The following is a 22039-nucleotide window of genomic DNA, read 5'->3' on the forward strand; positions in this document are numbered from 1 at the left end:
AAAAGCTGGTCCATTGCTACAATATATAATTATTTCTAAAAACTTTTTCATTACTTTTCATTGCTGTACTCTCATATGATTTTTTCATTAAGTGCAGTAAAAAGTTTGGAATCGTTATACAGTTTTACTCTTCTGACTTTCTTGTTTTTTTCTCTCTACAAGTCTTCCCATAAAAAATGCTACAACACCAACTCCAATACCTGTCTGTACACAGAAGAGTAAACTCTCAATTTCACCTGGTAATTCTCCACCAATCCATTTTTCCATAACAGGTGTAGCCCAAGGCTTATATTGATTGCCTGTAATCTGAGAAACTACTTTGCTTCCTGCATCATCAGAACCTCCAAATTCAGCTCCTCTTAATGTAAATAATGGTACAAGTGCAATCAATGCAGCAATAACTAATAGAATAATAACTTTCTTTTTATTCTTTGACATTAATTTTCACCTCTCTTTAGAAATCCAATACCTGTTAACTCAGATTTTGCATATGTTTCAAAGCCTATAATAATTACAACAGTTAAAATACCTTCTATAATTGCAAGTGGAAGTTGTGTAGGTGCAAATACTGCAAGAAACTTAGCTGCAGATGCTGGGATACCACCGTTTGCAGACGGATATGCAAGCGCAAGCTGAAAGCTAGTTACACAATAAGTGAATAGATCACCAATTGACGCTGCCAAGAAAATACCTATGTTCTTGCTAACATTCATTTTCTTACATAATTTATAGATTGCATAAGAAACTAATGGCCCTGCAATAGCCATAGAGAAAGTATTAGCACCAAGAGTAGTAAGTCCACCATGCGCAAGTAAAATTGCCTGAAAAATTAGTACAATAATGCCTAGTATGCTTACTGCAGCCGGTCCAAATAGAATTGCAGCAAGTCCAGTACCAGTCATGTGGGAACAACTTCCTGTTACTGATGGAATCTTTAAGGATGAGAGTACAAAAATAAATGCACCTGACATAGCAAGAATAGTTATAGATTTACGATTCTCAGCCAATGTTTTCTTAATTGACAAGTAACCTGCTACTAAAAATGGTGCGCAGATAACTCCCCACATAATACAGAATTTTGGTGGAAGATATCCTTCCATAATGTGCATTGCGTTAACCACTGGAGTTACTCCAAAAGCTACTGCAAAAGCTACCGAAATTGCCATAATTTTCTTTTCCTTTTGATTCATTTTATTTTCCCCCTCTATATATTTAATTTATATTTAGTCTAAGCTAAAGCACCTAGAACAACTTCTTGCTTTTCAAGCAGTTTTTTCAATTCCTCAGTATTTTTCGGATAGGCTTTTGTATCTTCTAGCAGATGTTTTTCTACAAGAGATTCATAAACCTCCAGCATGATTGGCTGCTTCAAATTTGCCTGTTTTAAAATTTTATGGTTTTTAAAAATTTCAAGAGGTGTTCCATCTGCAATAATTTTACCATTACAAAATACAATGGCTCTTTCAGCCCATCTATATGCAAAGTCGACATCGTGGGTAGAAATAAGCATGGTTTTATTCTCTGAACCAAGCTTATCCAAAACCTCTTCCAACATCTGTGCATTTAAAGGATCTAATGCAGCTGTCGGTTCATCAAAGATTATGATTTCAGATTTCATAGCAATGATATCTGCAATACTAACTCGCTTCTTTTCACCTCCGCTTAAATAGTGTGGTGGACGATCCTTAAAATCAGAGATATTCATGTATGCCAATGCTTCTTCAACTCGCTTTTTTACTTCTTCTTTTGGGAGCTTTAAATTCATCGGTCCGAATGCAACTTCTGCCATAACTGTAGATGCAATTATTTGGTTGTCTGCATCCTGAAATACAATTCCGATATTTTTTCTAAGTTCTTTTAAATTCTTTTTATTAATTACTGTATCACGGTAAATGATTTTTCCCTCTTCGGGTGTAAATACACCGTTGACATTCAAGAAAAATGTGGACTTTCCAGACCCATTAGAACCGATTATAGCAATTTTTTCCCCTTCATAGATATCAACACTTACTCCATTCAATGCAGACTTTCCATTTCCATATACATAATACAAATCTTCAACCTTTAATATTGGTTTCTCCATAATAGCTCCTTTCTATCTTGTAAAACTCCAGAGCAGAATCAAAGAAATTATAAATGCTGCCGCTGTCACAATCTGTATTTTTTCTACCTTTTTATCTTCCTCCCAAAATGTAAGATCTCCATCATAGCATCTAGCTTCCATGGCATCATAATAAGAGTTTGCCTTCTTCAATGAAACAACCAGCATATTACTTGCAATACTTCCAAAAGTATAGTAGGAAGTTTTAATATCACAATAACCTTGACGAGATTCTGCTGAATTTTTCATTTTAGTGTAGACATCCATCAAAATGAAAATATAACGATAAATAATATTCATTAATTCTATAATAAGCTTTGGCACATGTGCTTTTCGAAGTACATATATAACTTCAGAGGATGGAGTTGACAGTATCATCATCTGTAGTGCACTAATAGCTGCAAAAACCTTTAGAATCAAGAAAATAACTTCTTTAAGCTTTGCTTGAGAAGTAATTACATAGCAAAAGCCAAGATACAAATTATACTGCCCTATTGGCTTCTTTGAAAAATCTATACCAATTGTAAAAGTACCAATAAGGATAAAACCAATTTGGACCGCCAGTATTGGCAAGTATTGACGTATTGGAAGTTCTCCTTTTATAATAGTTAAATAAGCCATTGCAATAATGATCATGACAGATACATAAGGATTATCCAACGCAATACAAAGAATCAATGTCAAAACAGAAAGCGATACTTTAAAAGTAGGATTCCAATGTCTGATTTTAGAAATATAGGCATAAAAATCTATTGAAAATCCTTCACCGTGTTTATGTCCAATTCTATGTTTGTGATGATCCATAGATACTTATCTCCTTTACAAAATCAATTATCTTTTCAATTGAAGTCGTTTTATTTTCATAGTTTTCATCAGATCTGTCTATCATAATTATTTTAATTCCTAATTTTCTAGCTGCATTTATTTTCTCTATAACTCCTCCAGTATTACCACTATCTTTCGTTACTAAAACAGAAGCGTTGCAATATTTAAACATCTCTACATTTAACTCTTCACTAAAGGGTCCTTTCATTGCTATTATATTTCTTGAATTGAATCCCAAGCTTTCACATTTTTTCAAAACCATCCAGGCTGGGAGTACTCTAAGGTATACTCTATTTCGATACTCAGGTATCTTAGTGAAGGTTTCAATCTTTTTACTTCCCACTGTTAACATAATATTGCCTTCATATTCCAAAACACGTTCATATGCTTCTTCATAATTTTTTACTTTTACAATGTCATAGCCCTCATATGTTACTTTTTCTCTTAAAAATCTAATATATGGTATTCCAGTCGGTTTACAAGCACTTATTACATTTTGAGATATATCTACCGAAAATGGATTAGAAGCATCAACAATACATTTTGGCTGTACTTTATCTATCATGTCGATGATGCTAGTCTTATTTATCTTTCCTTGATAAATATCAATACCATCATCGTGCTCAATCAACTCACCGCCCAACTTAGTGGTAACCATTACAGTAACCTTTTCACTCATCTTATAAAGCTTGTCTATTATTTGCTTAGCATCCATTGTTCCTGCGATAACTAATACGTTTGACATACTTACCCCCAAAGAATATTATAAATATCATATAAACTTAAACAATAAAAAACTCATTATCTCTAAAAAAGATAATGAGTTAATACTAAAAAATAGGCGCATGTATTAAACCTCCTCTATCTCTCGTAGAGTAACTGGTATTAAAACAGGCAGGTCTTCTGACTCAAGCATCATCATCACCTCTTGCCTTCCCGATTATTCAGTGGCATTCTCAGAGGGACTCCTCTCTTACAGCGGCGGGACCGTGCGGGATTTTCACCCATCTTCCCTTTTCATCGGTTTATAATACCTTTGATTACAACCGACACCTATTTGAACTATATAATTTACGTTTAATTTTATTTTATACCTATTAACTATTATTGTCAACCTTTTTCCCATTTCTTATCTATTTCGACACTGAAATGTTTTGAACATTCACACCATTGTATATACACTTTTATTATTAAAAATATTACGAAAGAATTCTGTCAAAAGAAAATGATATTGACAATTTTTTCATGCAACTGTATAATTTAGGTTAAATAAGAGCTTTATATATGATTATGTAAATAAAATTTAATAATTATTAAGGTGTTTCTTTATACAAAGAACTGAAAAGGGAAAGCGGTTAAATTCCGCTGCAGCCCCCGCTACTGTAATGATGATGAAACCTAATATCTCACTGAAGCATAAGTCTTTGGGAAGAGAAGGGAGTAAGATGAATCTAAGTCAGGAGACCTGCCTTATTAATTTAACAATAATCTTTCGGAGGGAGAGATAGTTAAGATGTACAATATAACTTTATTAATTGATTTCTAATAGTTTATGTTTTTGTGCAAATTAAGAGACCTTCGGAACAGAAGGTCTTTTTTTATATCCTAAATCTACATGATCTAATTTTCTAGATTTGATGAATTAACTAAATATAATAAGGGTGGGATGTTTATGTTTAATAAAACTGTATTAATTAATTATTTAAAAACCTTAATAGAAAAAGATGAAATAGCTAATACTCTTCTATTGACATTAAAGCATAAATATTATTGTGTATATAATCATTGTTTAAATGTATCTGTAAGTTCATATTTGCTGTGTTATAAAATGAATATGTCAATTGATGAAAGTTTATCTGTAGCTTTAGGTGGATTACTACATGATATAGGTAAATTAACTATACCTTCAAAAATCTTATACAAATACGAAACTCTTAATTCGAAAGAGTGGAATATTATCAAAAGACACCCAGTTAATGGTGCAAACCTTCTTAGCAATTCCAAGTACCTAGATAAAGTAAATAATTCTATATTATATCATCACGAAAGATATGATGGAAAAGGATATGGTTCAAACCTAAAAGGGAAAGACATACCTTTGCATGCTAGAATAATAGGCCTATGTGATAGTTTTGATGCTATGATTTCATATCGCAGTTATAGAGATACATTAAGTCTTGAAGAAGCAAAAAATGAACTTATAAGAAATAAAAATACCCAATTTGATGGATATTTAATAGATAATTTTTTAGAGATAATCGATGATTACTATACTAAATATCACAATACAGAGAGTCCCTTATATATTAAAGACTTCATAAGTACAAAGGAAGATACTGATGGAGGTTCAAATTGGGAAACTATTTTAGATAATCTTCCAGATATAGGTGTAATTTTAATTGATAAATATGAACAGGAAAAAATGCTTAGATTATTAGAAAGAAATATTGAATATCTAAATATACTTGTTCAAGGTAACAGCTTATTATCAAGATTATATGATTTAAACCAAATTTTGAAAAGAGCACTAAATGTATTCAATAAAATAATTAATATAGATTATATAAATATATTTATTAAACGGTATAGAGATGTTAATTTTTATAACGTTGATAGCCTGGAGGGATTTACACAAAGTATAAAAAAATATATTGATGAAAATATAAAAGAAATTTTTAGTATAAAAGAAATGAAAATTATATTAAAAGAAATAAATAATAAGCATCTTGTTATTTTAGTCTCACCTTTAGAAAATAAAAACACAGCTGTTATATTTATACAAACAGATATAGAAACTGAAATAAACGAAAGAGAGGAAAAATTATTACAAACAATTTCAAACTATACCAATAATGCTATTCAAAAATATTTATTTTTTGTAGAAATAAAAGAAAAAGCTATAAAAGATACTCTTACAGGATTATATAATAGACAGCATCTACAAACAGTTTTAGACTCATTAGATTTAGGCCTTGATCTGATTGGTGTTATTGTTATTGATATTAATAATCTAAAATACATAAATGATACTTTCGGACACTTATATGGAGATTTAGTTATTAAAACTACAGCGCAGATATTGAAAAAATCCGTAAGAGAAAGCGATTATGTTTTTAGATATGGAGGCGATGAGTTTATGATACTAGCTCTTAACTGTAATAGAAATTATATAAAATCAATAATAAGAAAAATACATATCAATATAGCTAGTGTTTGGGATAAAAAACAAAAAAATACTAGGCTAACGGTGAGTATTGGATATTCTATGTCTTCAAAAAATATACCTATAAATGAAATCATTAATATAGCAGATGAAAATATGTATGTAGAAAAGAATAAATTTAAAAATATAAAAAACTATGAAAATGAACCAAAATCCATATTTTCATTAAAATAAGAAAACTTTATCTACTATAATATTTATAATCAAAAAATTGATTTAGTAAACTACTATATAAAGGGGAGCAAATAAAATGAAGCTTTTAATAAACATGAAAGTAAAGACAAAACTAACAAGTGCCTTTCTGTGCATAATATTATTAATAGGTATAATTGCAGTTAAAGGACTATTAGAATTATATTCAAGGACTTTAAATAAATTATGTCTAGTTTTTCTATCTTTAGATAAAATTATACAGCTTAACTCAAATGATGCAAAAAATGACAACCTAAAAAACCAGGAAATATTTAAGGAACATTTCATGTTTACTATGTGCTTAAGCATAATATCATTTATACTGGCAGCTCTTTTAAGTACTATACTTACGAAACAAATAAATAGTTCGTTATCAAAGGTGAAAAGATTCGCAGATAGACTAGCAAATGGAACAGAAGATGTAAGTAAACTAAGCGAGCAAATTTACTCTTCTAAAGATGAAATCAATAAAAGTATAAAAGAACTTACAGACAAATCAAATGAAATACAAAGCAGCATACATGATTCCACAAAAGCTATAGAAGAAATTTCAAAAGCAACAGAGAATCAAACTAAACTAGCTAGTAAACTTAATGAAATGGTTCAAAAATTCAAAGTATAAAAAGGAGGCCCTCAGGCCTCCTTTATGGCTATTTCTCCCTAAAACAGGTCACAGCCCTTAATTTATCATAAATTCACTTGAATTTTATTCCTTGATTTCCTTTTTTGATCATTAAGTTCTACTATTTTTTTAAAAATATAATCATATCCATTTTCTGAATGAGGTATTATACAATTACTGCAGTCCTTAACACAATTTATATAGCTATTATTTCCACCACAATCTTCAACAAAATACAATGGACAATAACAAAATAAACAATTAAATTTATCATTATTTTTCATATCATGGCAGGGAAAAAACTCACATTCTTTATGATTAAAAAATTTATAATTTTTACTCATATTTGTATCTCCTCGTATAAGTAAGTTTATATTCAGTTAAATAACTGCTATAGACTTATTTATTTTTTATATTTTGTATAGATTAAGAAAGCATCTCAGCTTTTCTAGTGGGGATTCTCCCAATTCAATATTGCTGATTCTTATACTTTCCGGTCTATACTGTTTTAACCTACTATTATTTATTAAAGGATTTCCTAATGCTAAAATAGTCCTAACGGAACTTTAGCGAAGGGTACTGCTGTATATCTCCTGCAAAACACATTGTGTTATTGCCCATTAAGCTTGCAGCCTGACCAAAGTATCATATTCTGCTTACACAAATGTTGCATCTCCTTTCGTATCCACCAGCAAGGTTTTGCGTCTGGATGAATGCTGATTACGCGAGGTTGCAGTCAGTACTTTGGATTAGGATAATCCTTTCTAATTTCCTCATTACTTTTGAAAGGTGGTGATTTCATGAAGAAATTAGATTACTTATCAACTCTATTTGTTGGTATCGATATTGGTGCAAGACAAAATGTTGTCTCTGCTATTAATTTCGAACAGGAATTCTTGATTAAGATGAAACCTGTTCCTAATACACAATTTGGTGCGGATCAGCTTGAAGCCATGCTTGTTAAGGTATTAGAAAACAACACTTTTAAAGCTGTTATAATCGGCTTAGAATCTACTTCTTTTTACGGAGTACATATAGCCAATTTTTTATCTGCTAGTGAAAAACTTATGCCTTACAAACCTTATGTTTACTGCTTGAATCCTAAGGAAGTTGCTAACTACAAAGAATCTTTTAATTCTCTTGATAAAAATGACGGAATTGACTCCTTTGTCATTGCTGATTTTGCAAGAGTTGGCAGAATTCATACTGAGCCTTGGCGTGGTTCTCAATATCTTGCTCTGCAAAGACTTACAAGACACAGACTCCATATTGTTGAATGCTTAACTAGAGAAAAAACTTACATGTTATCCAATGTATTTCTTAAGTTCAGCGAATTCGCTTTGTTACAAGGAGAAGAGCATCCTTTTTCTAATAAATATGGTGCTACCGCATCTTCAATACTTACTGAATTTCTATCTTCTGAAGATATTGCAAATACTTCAATTGAAGAACTTGTTGACTTCGTCAATAGGAAAAGCCGTAAAAGGATTTCTAATCCTCAGATGACTGCTGAAATTCTACAGCAGGCGGCACGTAATTCATACCGTCTTGATAAATGTTTGTATGAGCCATTAACAACCTCTATTGCTTGTTCTTTCAACTGTATTCAAGCTTTTGATAAAGAACTTAAAGCAATTAACAAAGCCATTGAAAAAGCTGTTATGGGAATGAATCCTGTGGAATACAAAATATTAATGTCCATCCCTGGTTTTGGTCCTGTTTACTCTAGTGGTATTCTTGCTGAATTAGGAAGTGTTAATGCATTCCCTAACAATAATGCCATTGCTAAATCAGAAAAAATTTGCTGAAGTAACTACACATCAGCACAAACGAGCACTCGCACTAACATCTCGTAAATTAATTCGTATGATTTTTGGATTGCTGGCTAAAAATCAGCTCTACTCTTCAAATAGAGTAGATTAATCTATATAAATTATACGAACATACATTCTCGTGAAATTGTATATTTATTAAAGTTACCCATTTTTAAAGAAATCATTTAATTTTCTTTTTATTTTGTTCTTGACATATTACCAAATTGCTTCTTACACCTATTCCTTTTGAGCATCTACTTAAATAGTAATTTATTTTAATATTTATAGAACTGACTTCTATCATATTATAGTTAGTTCTATAACAGAGAAGTTAAAACTTCCCTGTTATAGAATATATAAATTATATTCTGATAATGGATTTAAAAATTAACAACGACGAGGGAATCTTAAAATCATTAATTTTTTATAATAAAGCTTTTATTAGTTTGTCCATTAAAGAATATAAAATAAGCAATATCTTTATTGAAAACATTTTTAAGCACATAAAAAGAGAACCGTTAGAGGTTCTCTTAAACACAACGAAATAAAACATTTATTAATTAAATAAACACTTATAAATCACAATTGCATCCATCTTCCCCTCCGAAAGACTCAACAAATACTAGGCAGGTTTCCTGACTCAGATTCATCTTACTTCCTTGTCTTCCCAGATAAAATTTACCTAGTGACTTAATAAGGTTTCATCCTCTTCACAGTAGCGGCGGGCTGCAGTGGCTTTTCCACTTTCCCTTTTAACTCCATTTTTAAATAATGGCAGCACCTAATATCTTAATATTCAATTTATATAAACATTATACACTATATTCCATGTTATGTCAATATTATGTAAACAAAATAATTTAAAATATGCATAATTTTATTTATAGTAACATATAAAATTTAAAAGATTTACTTTTACTAAATCTACAAATAGTATTTTTAAAAGTTAAATATCATAAAAATTACAAGCTCTATCTTGAGTTTCAATATATTCTTCAAGTTCTCCTGTGGAGCTTGCTACAAGTTCATATATAAGATATTCAGGTTTTATAAATTCAATAAGTTTCCTTGCACTATTATCTGTAAAAGGCTTATGAGAATCTATTTTAAAAACATGCATAAACACTTCTTCACTCATCGGGTTTAAATCAAACTCTTCACTCTCTTCATTTTTTTTCTTTATCTGAGACCTTACATATTCCCCTGATAACGAACAATTAAGGTGTATGCCTTTAATTAAATTTTTTAATTCTCCGAATTCCTCCACCCTATTTATTATATATTCAACTGCTTCTTTTTCATCTTTAAGATATAAATTTGTATTCATTAGATGTGCTGTATCAAGCATAAAACCTTTATTAGGATATTCAACTCTATTTAACAACTTAAATGCAATATTTTTATCAAGCATAGTAAAACCAGGCCACCACATGTTTTCAAATAAAAGTTTTATATTTGTGTCTATCCCACTAAATACTTGGTTTATCAAATCAATACCTGCCTCCACTACTTCAGCGTCAGAATAAGCAAATTTATAGTCATAAGTATCTTCAACCTCCACATGTGCCACATGAAAAACCATATACTCTGCACCAATTTTAGTCGCAGTCTCTATTTCCTTTCTATAATGTTGTATCATAATATCTCTACTAATGCCTTCATAATATTTTTCTACAGCATCCATACTTTTAAACTGTTTTAAAAGTGACCTTCTATTACCATTCCAAAAATCCAGCCATGTAGGATAATACTTCAAATGTACTCCTTTAACTATTTTTTTAGGAAGAATTTTTTCTTCCCACATAATTGGATTCAAAAGTTCAACACCATTCATATAATGCTTTTCTAAAAAATCTGTTATTTTCTGACTATCAAAATCAAATCTTTCAAGATCATAACTATATGTAGACAAATTCATAAGCTTTAGCATACCTAACATCTCCATTCACCAATTTTTAGCTAAACAGAACTTAACATTTTTTCTTATAAATTGTAAATTTTACGCCTCATACTTGCTTTAAAATGAGCCAAGTACCTTTTCATACTTGGCTCATTTCAAAATAACTATTACTTATTTAACTTAAACATCAGCTTTAGGATTTATATTAATCTCCCCAAAGGTATTCTCATAATTTTCAATGGATTTTAACAGCATATTACACATACTTTTTGCCTGCTGGGGACTCATAAATATTTTTACACTATCTGTTATGTCTTTTTTATATACTTTCATAAAATCCAACTGAAAATCATATACACTCACAAAAATATCCGCTCTGTTTGAATATAGTTCTTTTTCTTCTAATTTTATATTTTCCTCCATAAAACTCACCCTTACCTTCCATGTTTTTTTATTTATGTGTTTCTAACTGCACTATAATCAAAAGATTATTAAAAATAAGCATCAGTTACTTTGATCCAATAGGTATTTCTATCGTGTCCGAAAGCGGATTCATGTTTTCTAAGCTGTCCCATACAAAAGCCTTTAATTTATATAACCCTTGTTCAGGAAGCTTCATCATATCAGTTAAAATAGAGGAATCTCCATTTTTTATAGTCTGACTACCACTTACATAGTTAACAAATTTATCATTGTTATCATATAGCGCTAATATTAGTGATACAGCCTGATCGCTTCCCGAATTATTTTCTGCTTTTACTGATATTTTAGCATCATCACCTAAATTAAAGGATGTATTTGGTGCTAGATTAGTTATTATTATAGGTTTAGGTGTAGTATCATTGCTTACTATAACATTACATTGTGCATTTATATTTGTATTGTCCACAGGTACTGCTTTTATAGTTGCTGTACCTTCTGCTGCTGCTGTTATCTTTCCATCTCCATCTACAGTAGCTATTGATGTATCGCTGCTTGTCCAAGTTATATTCTTATTTGATGCATTATCCGGAGCTATAGTTGCTGTTAATTGAGCTGTTCCTCCTGGTTTTATGTTTACACTTGTTTGATCCAGACTTATACCTGTTACACTAGTATTACCACCTGGATTTGACATATTTGCTAATGCTGCTGTTAACTTATCCTTAGTACTCTGCTTTATAGAAGTCTTTTTAACATCACTTAATGCATTGTATAAAGTATTAGCAGCCTCAACCTCTGTTTTATTTGCAGCAGTTATGCTGTCTGGAAGTGCCAATATAGCATTATTTACTGGTACTGTGGAATCTGTAACATCTGTACAGTCAAAAATTGAATTTTTTCCTCCATAAGCTCTTATAAAGGAATCTATTCCTCTACATATCTGTGATGGATCATAAGTTGAATTGTTATATTGAGTACTACCACTTCCCACATCAAATTTCTCCAATGCAGCATCTATCATAGTATTTCCATTTTTTATGTATTTACTGTCAAATATATCCCTCTTAGCCATTCCAAGAGTCATATAAACTTGTGCATTAGTCCACGGATTATTATAATCACCAGGCATACCTCCCCAAAATGAGCCTTTATAAGTTTGTGAATTAGAACATTGATCAAATACATGTTCCATAGCCTGTTTTACATCATAATATTTATCTCCTTCTTTTGCATTTGGATCATAATAAGCTGCTATTGGCTGAAATTTCATAATCCACATATCACTGACACTATTTCCTGTTATAGTAGAACCATCCGCCCCTGTTGTTCCCAATGCATCTTTTGCCCATTGATGAATCCATGCTTCTTTGTTAATGCGATTTCCAGTGCTAGGAACAGCATAATTATAAGAGTTTAAAGCAAGGACAGCATATTGCTCGGCAAAGGTTTGGTTGGATTTAAAATTCTCATTTGAAATTATATCTATTAAGTCATAAGCTTCTATATCCCTTGGATCATAACCTATAGAGGTAATGGCCAAAACTAATTTTTCCCATTCTGTCTTTTTTACATCCTGAACTGTTATTCCTGCAGCTTTCATATTCTGCAAGCCAGTCTGTATACTCTTAAACCAGTCATCATAAAATCCAGAAGGTATTCCTGTATATCCAGAACGAGCTGCTGAAAATACACCCCAATCTGCATCAGAGAAAGCAATTGACCCTTCCGTTCCTCCAACTGGAACCCCATCTCCACTCCAACTAAAATCAGATACTTTATCAATGCCTAATTTAGCTGCTAAGCTACTATAAAGTGTGTTTTCTGCTTTTTTTGCATTTGTTATTTGATCTGCTTTTTCAGTATCAGAAACTGTTGTAATTCCATTACCATTAAAATTGGGGCTATTGAAGGTAACATTGCCTATTTCAAATTTATATTTTTGATTATCAGCATAGGTAAGCTTAAGGTTACTTTTTAGTACATCCGAAGTTAAATCTACTGGGGTACCATTAACAACCGGAATGTATTGCATAGTTACATTACTTCCCGTGAAGCCTGGAAAATTTATTGTCCCAGGTAAAGTTACTTGCACATTATTGGCAGTAATACTATCTTGATCTGAACATGTAAGAGAAGTTGTATAACTTGCTGTTAAATCTACAGTTCCATCAGCATTTACTGTTTTATCTGCTATATTTATATTTACATCTACAGGCATAGTAACTGCTGATTGAACTGCTTGATCTGCTCTTAGATAAGGATATCCATCATTTACATTCTCTGCAATATTCCATACAGTACTAAAATCCCAATTAGAGTACGTACTCTGCTGTTTCATTTCAGCTTCAGTCTTTGATATGCCAGCTTGTGGTGTAGTTGTAGGCTGTATTTTTTCTCCATTATAATAACTAGTGCTATAAGGTGCCGTTGTAGGGTTATTTCTAGCAATTGGGTATACTAAATTCCCCTGTAAGTTACCACTTACATAACAATTATTTATAGCCTTAGCATATATTGAGTAATATGTAACACCACCAACTCGTGCTGTTTCAGTATTAGGGACATCTATATCTGCTCTACTATAGCAATTTTCAACAAGGGCACCAAGACTACTTGACGATTTAACATATCCAACCACCCCACCTATTGATATCGAGGTAGAAGTAGATGTTATATTACCATCTACACTGCAAAAATTGATTTTTCCTTTTGAGCTTGTGTTAGCTATGGAGCCATATAATAAAGAATCACTAACATAAGAACTCGATGTTCCAATAGCTCCTACCACATTCATGTTCAAATGTAGATTTGCAACAATTGCAGAACTACCAATGTCACAAAATAAACCAGAGTAGACATCATTAAATCCAGAAATCTTATGTCCTTGACCATTAAAAGTACCTTGAAATGTTCCTGTAGTTTGTTCTAATTTAAAATCTCCCACATCAATATCTTTTGTTAGAACAGCGGTCTTACCTTCAAATGTGTCTGTGTTAACTGCCTTACGAAAATTATTTAAATCTTCTACCGTATTAATCATATATTGACCACTTTCATCTGTTTGTAATAAAGACGCATCTGCTAAAACTGGAACCGCTAATAACAGATTAGTAAAAATTAAAGATGAAATTAAAAAAATATTAAAAATTCTTGTATAAAAAAATTTTTTTATCTCCTTCATTTTTCCCTCCTTTAAGATATATAATCTCATTTAAGGCAATATTTTTATATTTAGTTAATTAAAGCTCTCTATCCATATTGCAATGCTAGAATATTTTGAAACATAAATCTAATTGATTATAGAGCGGAAAGTCGCCAACTTACATTCCGCTCTACAATTTATAGATTATTTAACACTAATTCTATTTAATTATGGTAGTACAGCATTTAAATCATCGAGCACATCATCAACACTAGTTTGACTAATAGTTAAATTTTTAAGTGCATTCTCTGCTGCTACATATTCGTCATAACCAGTAGCACCACTAGCTGGTTTAGCAGTTGTTGCTAATTTAGTAATTAAAGCTGTTTTGTCTGTTCTTGTAAAGAATGGTGCAGTTGCGCTTGTATTCCAATTATAATATCCACCTGTAACAGTTCCATTTGGTAAGTAACCTGATAGTCCTAAATCGCATCCAGAAGCCATTGAGAATTCCCAACGTATTACAGCGCCATCTGGTAAACTTGACAATGCTGTATCAGCAGTATAGTAATTATAACTTGAATCATGATCTGTATTATTTACTGTAAACATCCAACCAGAAATTCCATTATATTCTTTTTCTCTTAAGTAATTTGAATCACTAACAATTGGCTGATTATATGCTGTAGTTGTATCATAACAAATTGCTGGTATTTGACTTGTGTAAGCATAAGTAAAGCTAGCTGTATTATCTTTAAAAGCTTTTACATAGCTACCATAGGAACTTGAAGCTGCATCAATATTACTAGCACCTACAGCAGTTTCTGTAGCATCTAACACCGTTTTTGTGTCATCTAAACTTACTTGTACTGGTTGCAAAATAGGAGCTTGTCCTGTTATATTCTTTTCAACATCCACATAAACAGTTTTTGTTCCAGACGCATGTACAGTACTAAAAGTAGATGGTACTACAGCTCCTAAAGATAATGCTGCCACACATATGGTGACAAATAATTTATTTTTCATTCTTTTAATCATTTTCGCATACTCCCCTTTTAATTTTATTTTTTCTCTTAAAATTTACTCTTATAACTATTGTGTTAGCTTAAATTTTATCCCATGCAACCATCTCCTAATTTTTATTTACCTGTAAACTTATGCCCAGTTATATAACTGTTATATTTTATACTTGCCTTTATATAGAGGGTATTATTAAATATAAAGGCAAGCAGCTGACTAATTAATATAAAGTAAATATATTTTTTAGATAACAACATAAAAAAGACCTTCTTTCGAAGGTCTATAATATACGATACGAATACAAATCTAGTTCAAAAAACTAAATTTACAACATCGCTCGATACTTGTCTCTCCCTCCGAGAGCATTATATCCATCAGAACAGGTAGGTCTACTGGCTCAGAATCATTTTACTCCTCACACCTTCCCAAAGGCTTATACCTTCAGTGGTCTATCATGAGTTTCATCATCCTTACAGAAGCGGGGGCTGCAGTGGCTTTTAACCACTTTCCCTATTAATTCCTCTAGAGGAAGCCTGTACTGAATATTATTTAATTTATAATTTTCTTTACTTTCATACTACATCTTTTTTCCTTATTTGTCAATAAATTATAAAATTTATTTTAAAATATTGTTAAGTTTTGTATTATTACAAATTAAACTATTTTACACATTCATCAAAATGAATATCATATGAGTTGTGTTTCTCAATTTTAATATTTATTAAAATAACCCTAGACTTCACCTTATATAACTTATATCAAGCTTCCTCTTATAACGCTGCAGCACTGGCAGAAAGCTCTCATAAAAAATTATAGAAAATATAAAGGAACCTCCTCCATGCAAAATATCAAAAATCAAGCCTGCTATATAGGCCCCTATAATACTATTAATGTTTATTGGCTTTATAAAAGCAGATACATACCAGATATTCATAACCCAATCAAACATAAAACCAAATATAAAGCATACTATTGAAAAACTCATAGCTGATACTTTTTTCTCTCTTTTCCCTAAGATTCCTGATATGATTCCAACTAACCCCCAAGAAAACATCTGCCAGGGCGTCCAGGGTCCTTGACCAAAAAATATGTTAGATAAAAAAGCTGTGGTACTACCAATTAAAAAGCCTTCATAGGGACCAAATACCAAACCAGCAAGTGCTACAAGGAAAGTTACCGGTTGTACATTGGGGATAGGTGCAAAAACCATTCTGGAGACTGCTGTGAAAGCACTTAAGGTAGCAATAATTGCTATTTCTTTTGTACCAGACTTGGATTTTTCGAAATAGAAATAACTCATGAAAAGTATAAAAAATACCCCTAGTGTAATAATTAGAGAAATTCCTGTCTGCGTATCTTTATTTAAGGTCATCAACATAAGAAATATAACAATAACTGCTGTAGAAGTAATTATAAACTTTTTCATATTGAGGTTACCTTTCTTAAATCTTTTTCTTTATTTAAAAATGTATAAGCTTCCCTTTCCTGCTTTAAGCATTTTATAAGCTTCAAGGGCTTCAAGCGCCTGCTCTGTTCCCATAGTATTATAGCCAGTTTCTTTGGTATGATAAAACCCCCCGCCTTCTACCTGACACTGAAGCAAAGCATCTAAAGCATTTTTACTTTTAGTAAATTTAGCTCCTGTAGGATCTATTCCATTACTGCAAAGGGCTATAACAACTTGAGAGCAGCTTTCACTGTTAACAGTGCCCCAGGAAGAAAAACTGCCATCTTCATTTTGTATAGCTGATAGTCTGTCTATTGCTTCATCTATAGCAGCTTTTACATCACTTCTATCCTTGTAAGGCGCTAATGCTGTAATTGCCATTCCGGTCATATCAGGATCAGCAGTATCTCCACCATAGGACCACCCCTTATCCTCAGTCCTATAATCCAGTATTTTATTTATAAGCTTTTCTCTTGTCCATGCAGCATTTTCTGGTACACTAAACTTTCCTGAATCCAAGGCTATTAGTGCAAAAATATAGGCATTTATACCTTGATTCTCCATATCATTACAATTATATATATTTTCTACCAGGTTATATCCTGCAAAATTAGTAGGATCTTCTCCTATGGCCATTAAAGCTATGGTGGTTCTTTCATAGTCAGTAGGTTGACTCATAATGCCGCTGCTAGCTTTTAAACTACTCTCCAGATTGCTTACATAACTTGCAGGAATCTGCTGTCCATACCTTGATAATACTATTGCCTGCCAGTCATCCCCTACTCCTTCTTGTGATATTTTATTTATTCCAAGCTTCAATGCATTATCCACTTGTTCTCCATAAACATCTTGATCGCCTGTTATTGTAAAATTACATTGCACATTTTCCTTTAATTGTACATTTTTTATAGAATGAAGTTTATTACTTATGTTTATTGTGTAACTTTCTCCTGCTTTATATCCTTCCTTAGGGGCATCTATTATTATAGTTTTACTATCTCCTAATCTTATGTTTGTAACTAAAATATTTCCTTTACTATCTACTACAGTTATAGCATTTTTAACATCACCATTAAAATCTACATCCTGATTAAATTTTATACTCCAAGATTTATTGGTATCTGAAGTTTCTTTAGTTATTTCCTTTGCCATAACAAATGTATTAGATAAAATTGTTGAAGCAATTACTGCTGCTATAAGTATATACTTGCTTTTTCTCTTTAACATTTATATCCACTCCCCTTAAATTTATATAAAACTTTATTTTTAAAAACTACCTTTTCCCCAATCATCCTCATATCCATCGTGTATTCCATCTGCAAGATACTTCCAAACTACCACATCACCCTTGTGGTATGTCCATTGTCCACTTCCTACATTAGGTTTATGAAACTTACCCTCACCATTTTTCTTTACATAATAACACCATCCAGACAACTTTCCTGCCTTCTTTTCTTCAAGACCGTCTATAGCAGCAAAATATAAAGTAGATGCAGAACCCGTGGCTTTATATTTTATCTTGGCATCATCTAAAACTCTTTCCATTATATATCCTACAGTTTCTCCATCCATATTACTGATATCTTTCTGTAAGATCATTTTATTCCCATTTACTGTATCAATAATTTGCAGAGTCATCTGGCTGTTAGAATCCTCCTGCTTTACTTTATCACTTTCACTAGCTTCAGCCTTTACTGCAGGATTTGTTTGTGAATTACTCGCGCTTCCTGTATTATTTGAACTAGTGCCCGTAATATCCTGTTTAGTTTTACTTTCATCTGGTTTTGCAGCCGTTTCAGAAGTTACAGTTGTACTATTTTTTGCATCCTTAGAAGAGTTATCCTGCGGTTTAGTGCTGCCTGCTTCAGTTTTGTTCTCTTTTGCTTTAGTATCAGTAGATTTATTCTCAACTTTTTGAGATGCTTCTTGTTTCTTTGTAAGAGTATCTGCATACATTTTTTGAGCCTTAATGGCAAACACAAACATAACAAAGCATACAATAAAAGCTGATACTGCTATTAGATATTTCTTTTTATTGTTATTCATAACTAACCCCTCCAGATTTCTTATTATCTTTTATATAACTGATATCAAGTTTTCTTTTGTATCTCTGCAGTACCGGGAGGAAGCTATCATAAAAAATTATTGAAAATATAAAGGAGCCTCCTCCATGTAAAACATCGAAGGTTAATCCAGACATATATGCTCCCATAATAGTCCATATATTTAGAGGTTTTACAAAACCTACTACATATTGTATATCCATAATCCAATCAAACATAAATCCAAGCACAAAACATACTAGTGAAAACTTCATAGCTGACATTTTCCTATTTCTTTTTCCTAAAAGGCCTCCTATAATTCCAACTAAGCCCCAGGAAAACATCTGCCAAGGTGTCCAAGGCCCTTGACCAAAAAATACATTGGACAAAAAAGCTGTAGTACTTCCGACTAAAAAACCTTCATAGGGACCAAATACAAATCCAGTTAGTGCTACAAGAAAAGTTACAGGCTTTGCATTTGGAATAGGTGCAAAAGCCATTCTAGCAACTGAAGCAAAAGCGCTTAAAGTTGCAATAATTGCAATTTCCTTTGTACCCGCATTAGATTTTTCAAAATAGAAGTAACTCATAAATAGTATAAGAAACACGCTTAAGGTACAAATTAGAGATATACCTGTTTGAAAATCACTTTTAGCTGTCAATGCCATTAAAGTAACGGTTATAGCAGCGGTAATAAAAATTATAATTTTTTTCATATATTGCACCTGCTTAAAGCTTCTTCTAAAGTAAATATGCTCCTGTCTTTATCCCTTACAAGCTTATTAATGGAAGTGGTATAAAATATACCTTCTCCTAAAATATCTTCTCTTGTACCCTTTGCTACAATACTGCCATTAAACATAATCATATAACCGGTGCAAAACTTGCTGGCAAAATCCGTGTCATGAGTTACAAGCACAATGGCTGTTCCCTGACTATTAAGATTTTTTAGTACATTACCTAATTTATCTTTAAGGTCACTTTCAAGCCCTCTTGTAGGTTCATCCAGTAATATTATTTCTGGCTTTAATACCAAAATAGACGCTATGGCAACCCTTTGTCTCTGTCCACCGCTTAAATCTCTTGGGTTCTTATCCTTAATATCATAGATCTCTAATTCTTTTAAAACCTCTTCTATAACCTCCTCATCATACATCTCATAATTATCCATAGTAAATCTAATTTCATCGTAAACACTATCTTTTGACAGATAATCATTAGGATTTTGAGAAACATATCCTATATACTTAGCTACTTCTCTTATATCCATATCTTCTATATTCTTATCATGAAGCTTTATAGTACCTTTATAATCTTTAAGGCCCATAATAGCCTTTAAAAGTGTGCTTTTACCAGCGCCATTAGCACCCATTATACTTATAAAATCGCCCTTGTTTACATTGAAATCCACATCACTTAAGGCCTCTTTAGACCCATATTTACAACTCATTTTTTTTATTTGCAGTAAGTTTCCAGCATCATTTTCTAAAATTATACTTTCTTCTTTCCTAATTTTTATATCACTATTTAAAAATTGTATTCTAGCATCTCTAAAGCTTTCAGGCATAGACTTAAAGTTGGTTTTTTTCAAAAATTTTAAATAGTCGGGCATAAAAATAGCTTGTTCTCCGCTGCAGTTATTATAAAAATCTTCTTTATTTTTAAAGGTGTGTAATCTTCCTTTATCCATAATAGCTATAGAATCTGCCGCATCAAACCACCTATTTACTCTGTGCTCAATGACAATTATAGTTATTCCTAATTCTTCATTTATTTTTTTTATTAAATTTATAACTTCTTCCGCTGATGATGGGTCCAATTGAGAGGTAGGTTCATCTAAAATTATACACTTAGGCATATATACAAGAGCTGATGCAACTGCTACCTTTTGCTTTTCCCCTCCTGATAAAGACGTTATATCTCTTTCTGCAAGATGAAGTATTCCCAAAAATTGTAACGCTTCATAAACCATTCTTTTTATTGTTTTTTCGTCTGTTCCTACATTCTCTAATCCAAAAGCCACTTCTCTATGGACTTTATTCATCATAAGCTGTTTTTCTGGATCTTGAAAAACCATAGTTATTTTTTTGGCTCTTTCTTTATGCTTCATTTCATCTAGAGATTTTCCATCTATTTTTATTTCTCCACCTATGGTTCCTCCATAAAAATTAGGAACAGTTCCTACCATTGCTCTTGCAAGCGTAGATTTGCCAGATCCTGATTTTCCAGCTATAAGAAGAAAAGAATTTTTCTCTAAAGATAAATTTATATCCATTAAGGATTTCTTCTTTTCTAAAGGATAAGTAAATTCTAAATTGTTAATCTCTATAAAAGCCATCTTTTTTCTCCTCGCTATTAAAAATTACAAATAAAGTAATACATACAATTAAAACAAAAATTACAGCGATACCAATGTTTATAAAATTTACAATAGTTACTCCATCATATATATTAAACTGTACCCAATTTTTAAATTCTGCTATTCCATAGAATATAATAAGTGTAACGCTTAGAATTATAATTTTATAATCCCTGCTGTAAAACTTCTGTCTTTCATACACGCTTCTATTGCCACTTAAGAACCCTCTGACATAAGCAGCTTCTCCTATTGAAAATGACCCTTCCATAGAGTCTTCTAACAGTATTGAAAGCACAGGGATATAGCTGGCAGTTTTTTCTTTAGATTTTTTCTTGTTAAATTTTACTCCTCTAATTTCATATACCTCTTTTAAATTTTTAAATCTATCCTTCATACTTGGAATAAGTTTAAAACTTATCATAAGCATCAGTGTTGATTTAGGCATTACAGAAGAAAAATAGGATACTGCTCTGTCTGTGTCAATCATAGATTCAAACACTAAAAAAAGATAAATAACAGCGAGAAACTTAAAGGAGAATACTATAGCATACACTATTGCTTCTAGTGTAAATCTCTTATGAAACAAGTAAAAAAGTGTAATACTTCCTGAACTTACAAAAAACATGTTAATTACTATTATTAAAATAGCAACCGGTATAAAATAATAAAAACCTGTTACAAATTTTTGTCTTTCTTTAAAACAAGCTATCATTGATACTAAAAATACATACACAGATGCTAATATTACAGGATTATCATTAGAAAATATCATGATCATCATAGATATGAAAATAAGAGCAGCTGTTAATACATGGTATACTTTAAAATCATTGTAATATTTCATCTTCTCTTCTACGATTTTTTCGTCTCTAAAATATGCACTATCCTTCTTCAGCACTTTTTTTCACTTCCTTAATAAAATGCTCCAG

Annotated in this window: 18 protein-coding genes, 1 pseudogene and 4 riboswitches; of the genes and pseudogenes, 3 read left to right on the forward strand and 16 right to left on the reverse strand. The window is 31.5% G+C overall.

What is annotated here, in order from left to right:
• Positions 1-114 precede the first annotated feature (114 nt).
• From I6U48_RS20000 to cobK, 5 genes are read right to left on the reverse strand one after another with little or no spacing between them, the layout of a single operon-like run.
• On the reverse strand, positions 115-438 hold the full coding sequence (locus tag I6U48_RS20000) for a cobalt ECF transporter S component CbiN (protein ID WP_218322246.1): 324 nt from the start codon (positions 436-438) through the stop codon (positions 115-117).
• Positions 438-1190, reverse strand: a complete 753-nt coding sequence (locus tag I6U48_RS20005) for an energy-coupling factor ABC transporter permease (RefSeq protein ID WP_218322247.1) — start codon at positions 1188-1190, stop codon at positions 438-440. Before I6U48_RS20005 ends, I6U48_RS20000 begins: the two co-directional genes overlap by 1 nt.
• A gap of 38 nt (positions 1191-1228) precedes the next feature.
• On the reverse strand, positions 1229-2083 hold the full coding sequence (locus tag I6U48_RS20010; RefSeq protein ID WP_218322248.1) for an energy-coupling factor ABC transporter ATP-binding protein: 855 nt from the start codon (positions 2081-2083) through the stop codon (positions 1229-1231).
• Between the two features lie 12 nt (positions 2084-2095).
• A complete protein-coding gene (cbiQ, locus tag I6U48_RS20015) occupies positions 2096-2905 on the reverse strand; it encodes a cobalt ECF transporter T component CbiQ (RefSeq protein WP_218322249.1) in 810 nt (269 codons plus the stop codon).
• Positions 2886-3671 carry a precorrin-6A reductase gene (cobK, locus tag I6U48_RS20020; RefSeq protein WP_218322250.1) on the reverse strand — a complete coding sequence of 262 codons (786 nt, stop codon included), beginning with the start codon at positions 3669-3671 and terminating at the stop codon, positions 2886-2888. The genes cbiQ and cobK overlap by 20 nt, the downstream gene beginning before the upstream one ends.
• Before the next feature lie 131 nt (positions 3672-3802).
• A riboswitch (cobalamin riboswitch) is annotated at positions 3803-3998 on the reverse strand.
• 227 nt (positions 3999-4225) lie between these two features.
• A riboswitch (cobalamin riboswitch) is annotated at positions 4226-4413 on the forward strand.
• A 185-nt stretch (positions 4414-4598) separates the two neighbouring features.
• Between cobK and I6U48_RS20025 the strand changes: the two genes are divergently transcribed.
• Together I6U48_RS20025 and I6U48_RS20030 are read left to right on the forward strand one after the other, a co-directional pair.
• The gene (locus tag I6U48_RS20025; protein WP_218322251.1) at positions 4599-6323 is read left to right on the forward strand and encodes a bifunctional diguanylate cyclase/phosphohydrolase; all 1725 of its coding nucleotides are present in this window, start codon (positions 4599-4601) and stop codon (positions 6321-6323) included.
• A 76-nt stretch (positions 6324-6399) separates the two neighbouring features.
• Positions 6400-6963 (forward strand): methyl-accepting chemotaxis protein, encoded by a 564-nt coding sequence (locus tag I6U48_RS20030; protein ID WP_218322252.1) that lies wholly within the window; start codon positions 6400-6402, stop codon positions 6961-6963.
• A gap of 65 nt (positions 6964-7028) precedes the next feature.
• Here I6U48_RS20030 and I6U48_RS20035 read toward each other — a convergent pair whose 3' ends face one another.
• Complete coding sequence (locus tag I6U48_RS20035) at positions 7029-7307, reverse strand: cysteine-rich small domain-containing protein (protein ID WP_218322253.1); 279 nt, start codon at positions 7305-7307, stop codon at positions 7029-7031.
• A gap of 456 nt (positions 7308-7763) precedes the next feature.
• Here I6U48_RS20035 and I6U48_RS20040 point away from each other — a divergent pair.
• Positions 7764-8886 (forward strand): annotated as a pseudogene (locus I6U48_RS20040) (IS110 family transposase).
• 499 nt (positions 8887-9385) lie between these two features.
• Positions 9386-9577, reverse strand: a riboswitch (cobalamin riboswitch).
• Positions 9578-9723: 146 nt separating this feature from the next.
• Here I6U48_RS20040 and I6U48_RS20045 read toward each other — a convergent pair.
• The 10 genes from I6U48_RS20045 to I6U48_RS20090 all read right to left on the reverse strand — a co-directional run bounded on the left by I6U48_RS20045 (position 9724) and on the right by I6U48_RS20090 (position 22008).
• Positions 9724-10707, reverse strand: coding sequence for a TIM barrel protein (locus I6U48_RS20045; protein WP_218322255.1), 984 nt, complete (start codon positions 10705-10707; stop codon positions 9724-9726).
• 150 nt (positions 10708-10857) lie between these two features.
• Positions 10858-11100 carry a DUF3467 domain-containing protein gene (locus I6U48_RS20050; protein ID WP_218322256.1) on the reverse strand — a complete coding sequence of 81 codons (243 nt, stop codon included), beginning with the start codon at positions 11098-11100 and terminating at the stop codon, positions 10858-10860.
• Between the two features lie 85 nt (positions 11101-11185).
• Positions 11186-14281 (reverse strand): Ig-like domain-containing protein, encoded by a 3096-nt coding sequence (locus I6U48_RS20055; protein ID WP_218322257.1) that lies wholly within the window; start codon positions 14279-14281, stop codon positions 11186-11188.
• Between the two features lie 189 nt (positions 14282-14470).
• Positions 14471-15280 carry a hypothetical protein gene (locus I6U48_RS20060; protein ID WP_218322258.1) on the reverse strand — a complete coding sequence of 270 codons (810 nt, stop codon included), beginning with the start codon at positions 15278-15280 and terminating at the stop codon, positions 14471-14473.
• 347 nt (positions 15281-15627) lie between these two features.
• Positions 15628-15814: riboswitch (cobalamin riboswitch) on the reverse strand.
• Between the two features lie 187 nt (positions 15815-16001).
• Positions 16002-16688, reverse strand: a complete 687-nt coding sequence (locus I6U48_RS20065; RefSeq protein ID WP_218322259.1) for an ECF transporter S component — start codon at positions 16686-16688, stop codon at positions 16002-16004.
• A gap of 30 nt (positions 16689-16718) precedes the next feature.
• The gene (locus I6U48_RS20070) at positions 16719-17936 is read right to left on the reverse strand and encodes a prenyltransferase/squalene oxidase repeat-containing protein (protein ID WP_218322260.1); all 1218 of its coding nucleotides are present in this window, start codon (positions 17934-17936) and stop codon (positions 16719-16721) included.
• A gap of 39 nt (positions 17937-17975) precedes the next feature.
• Positions 17976-18755 carry a DUF4430 domain-containing protein gene (locus I6U48_RS20075; protein WP_218322261.1) on the reverse strand — a complete coding sequence of 260 codons (780 nt, stop codon included), beginning with the start codon at positions 18753-18755 and terminating at the stop codon, positions 17976-17978.
• Positions 18748-19467 (reverse strand): ECF transporter S component, encoded by a 720-nt coding sequence (locus I6U48_RS20080; RefSeq protein ID WP_218322262.1) that lies wholly within the window; start codon positions 19465-19467, stop codon positions 18748-18750. The genes I6U48_RS20075 and I6U48_RS20080 overlap by 8 nt, the downstream gene beginning before the upstream one ends.
• Positions 19464-21089 (reverse strand): ABC transporter ATP-binding protein, encoded by a 1626-nt coding sequence (locus tag I6U48_RS20085; RefSeq protein ID WP_218322263.1) that lies wholly within the window; start codon positions 21087-21089, stop codon positions 19464-19466. Before I6U48_RS20085 ends, I6U48_RS20080 begins: the two co-directional genes overlap by 4 nt.
• Positions 21070-22008 carry an energy-coupling factor transporter transmembrane component T gene (locus I6U48_RS20090; RefSeq protein WP_312891098.1) on the reverse strand — a complete coding sequence of 313 codons (939 nt, stop codon included), beginning with the start codon at positions 22006-22008 and terminating at the stop codon, positions 21070-21072. The genes I6U48_RS20085 and I6U48_RS20090 overlap by 20 nt, the downstream gene beginning before the upstream one ends.
• Positions 22009-22039 lie beyond the last annotated feature (31 nt).

The organism is Clostridium thailandense, assembly GCF_019207025.1.
Taxonomy (GTDB): Bacteria; Bacillota; Clostridia; order Clostridiales; family Clostridiaceae; genus Clostridium_AM; species Clostridium_AM thailandense.

Coding starts and splice junctions, on each gene's coding strand:
- I6U48_RS20035 (WP_218322253.1), bottom strand. CDS start 7,307: ATGAGTAAAAATTATAAATTTTTTAATCATAAAGAATGTGAGTTTTTT.
- I6U48_RS20085 (WP_218322263.1), bottom strand. CDS start 21,089: ATGGCTTTTATAGAGATTAACAATTTAGAATTTACTTATCCTTTAGAA.
- I6U48_RS20080 (WP_218322262.1), bottom strand. CDS start 19,467: ATGAAAAAAATTATAATTTTTATTACCGCTGCTATAACCGTTACTTTA.
- cbiQ (WP_218322249.1), bottom strand. CDS start 2,905: ATGGATCATCACAAACATAGAATTGGACATAAACACGGTGAAGGATTT.
- I6U48_RS20030 (WP_218322252.1), top strand. CDS start 6,400: ATGAAGCTTTTAATAAACATGAAAGTAAAGACAAAACTAACAAGTGCC.
- I6U48_RS20005 (WP_218322247.1), bottom strand. CDS start 1,190: ATGAATCAAAAGGAAAAGAAAATTATGGCAATTTCGGTAGCTTTTGCA.
- I6U48_RS20000 (WP_218322246.1), bottom strand. CDS start 438: ATGTCAAAGAATAAAAAGAAAGTTATTATTCTATTAGTTATTGCTGCA.
- I6U48_RS20050 (WP_218322256.1), bottom strand. CDS start 11,100: ATGGAGGAAAATATAAAATTAGAAGAAAAAGAACTATATTCAAACAGA.
- I6U48_RS20010 (WP_218322248.1), bottom strand. CDS start 2,083: ATGGAGAAACCAATATTAAAGGTTGAAGATTTGTATTATGTATATGGA.
- I6U48_RS20075 (WP_218322261.1), bottom strand. CDS start 18,755: ATGAATAACAATAAAAAGAAATATCTAATAGCAGTATCAGCTTTTATT.
- I6U48_RS20045 (WP_218322255.1), bottom strand. CDS start 10,707: ATGCTAAAGCTTATGAATTTGTCTACATATAGTTATGATCTTGAAAGA.
- I6U48_RS20025 (WP_218322251.1), top strand. CDS start 4,599: ATGTTTAATAAAACTGTATTAATTAATTATTTAAAAACCTTAATAGAA.
- I6U48_RS20060 (WP_218322258.1), bottom strand. CDS start 15,280: ATGATTAAAAGAATGAAAAATAAATTATTTGTCACCATATGTGTGGCA.
- I6U48_RS20065 (WP_218322259.1), bottom strand. CDS start 16,688: ATGAAAAAGTTTATAATTACTTCTACAGCAGTTATTGTTATATTTCTT.
- I6U48_RS20055 (WP_218322257.1), bottom strand. CDS start 14,281: ATGAAGGAGATAAAAAAATTTTTTTATACAAGAATTTTTAATATTTTT.
- I6U48_RS20070 (WP_218322260.1), bottom strand. CDS start 17,936: ATGTTAAAGAGAAAAAGCAAGTATATACTTATAGCAGCAGTAATTGCT.
- cobK (WP_218322250.1), bottom strand. CDS start 3,671: ATGTCAAACGTATTAGTTATCGCAGGAACAATGGATGCTAAGCAAATA.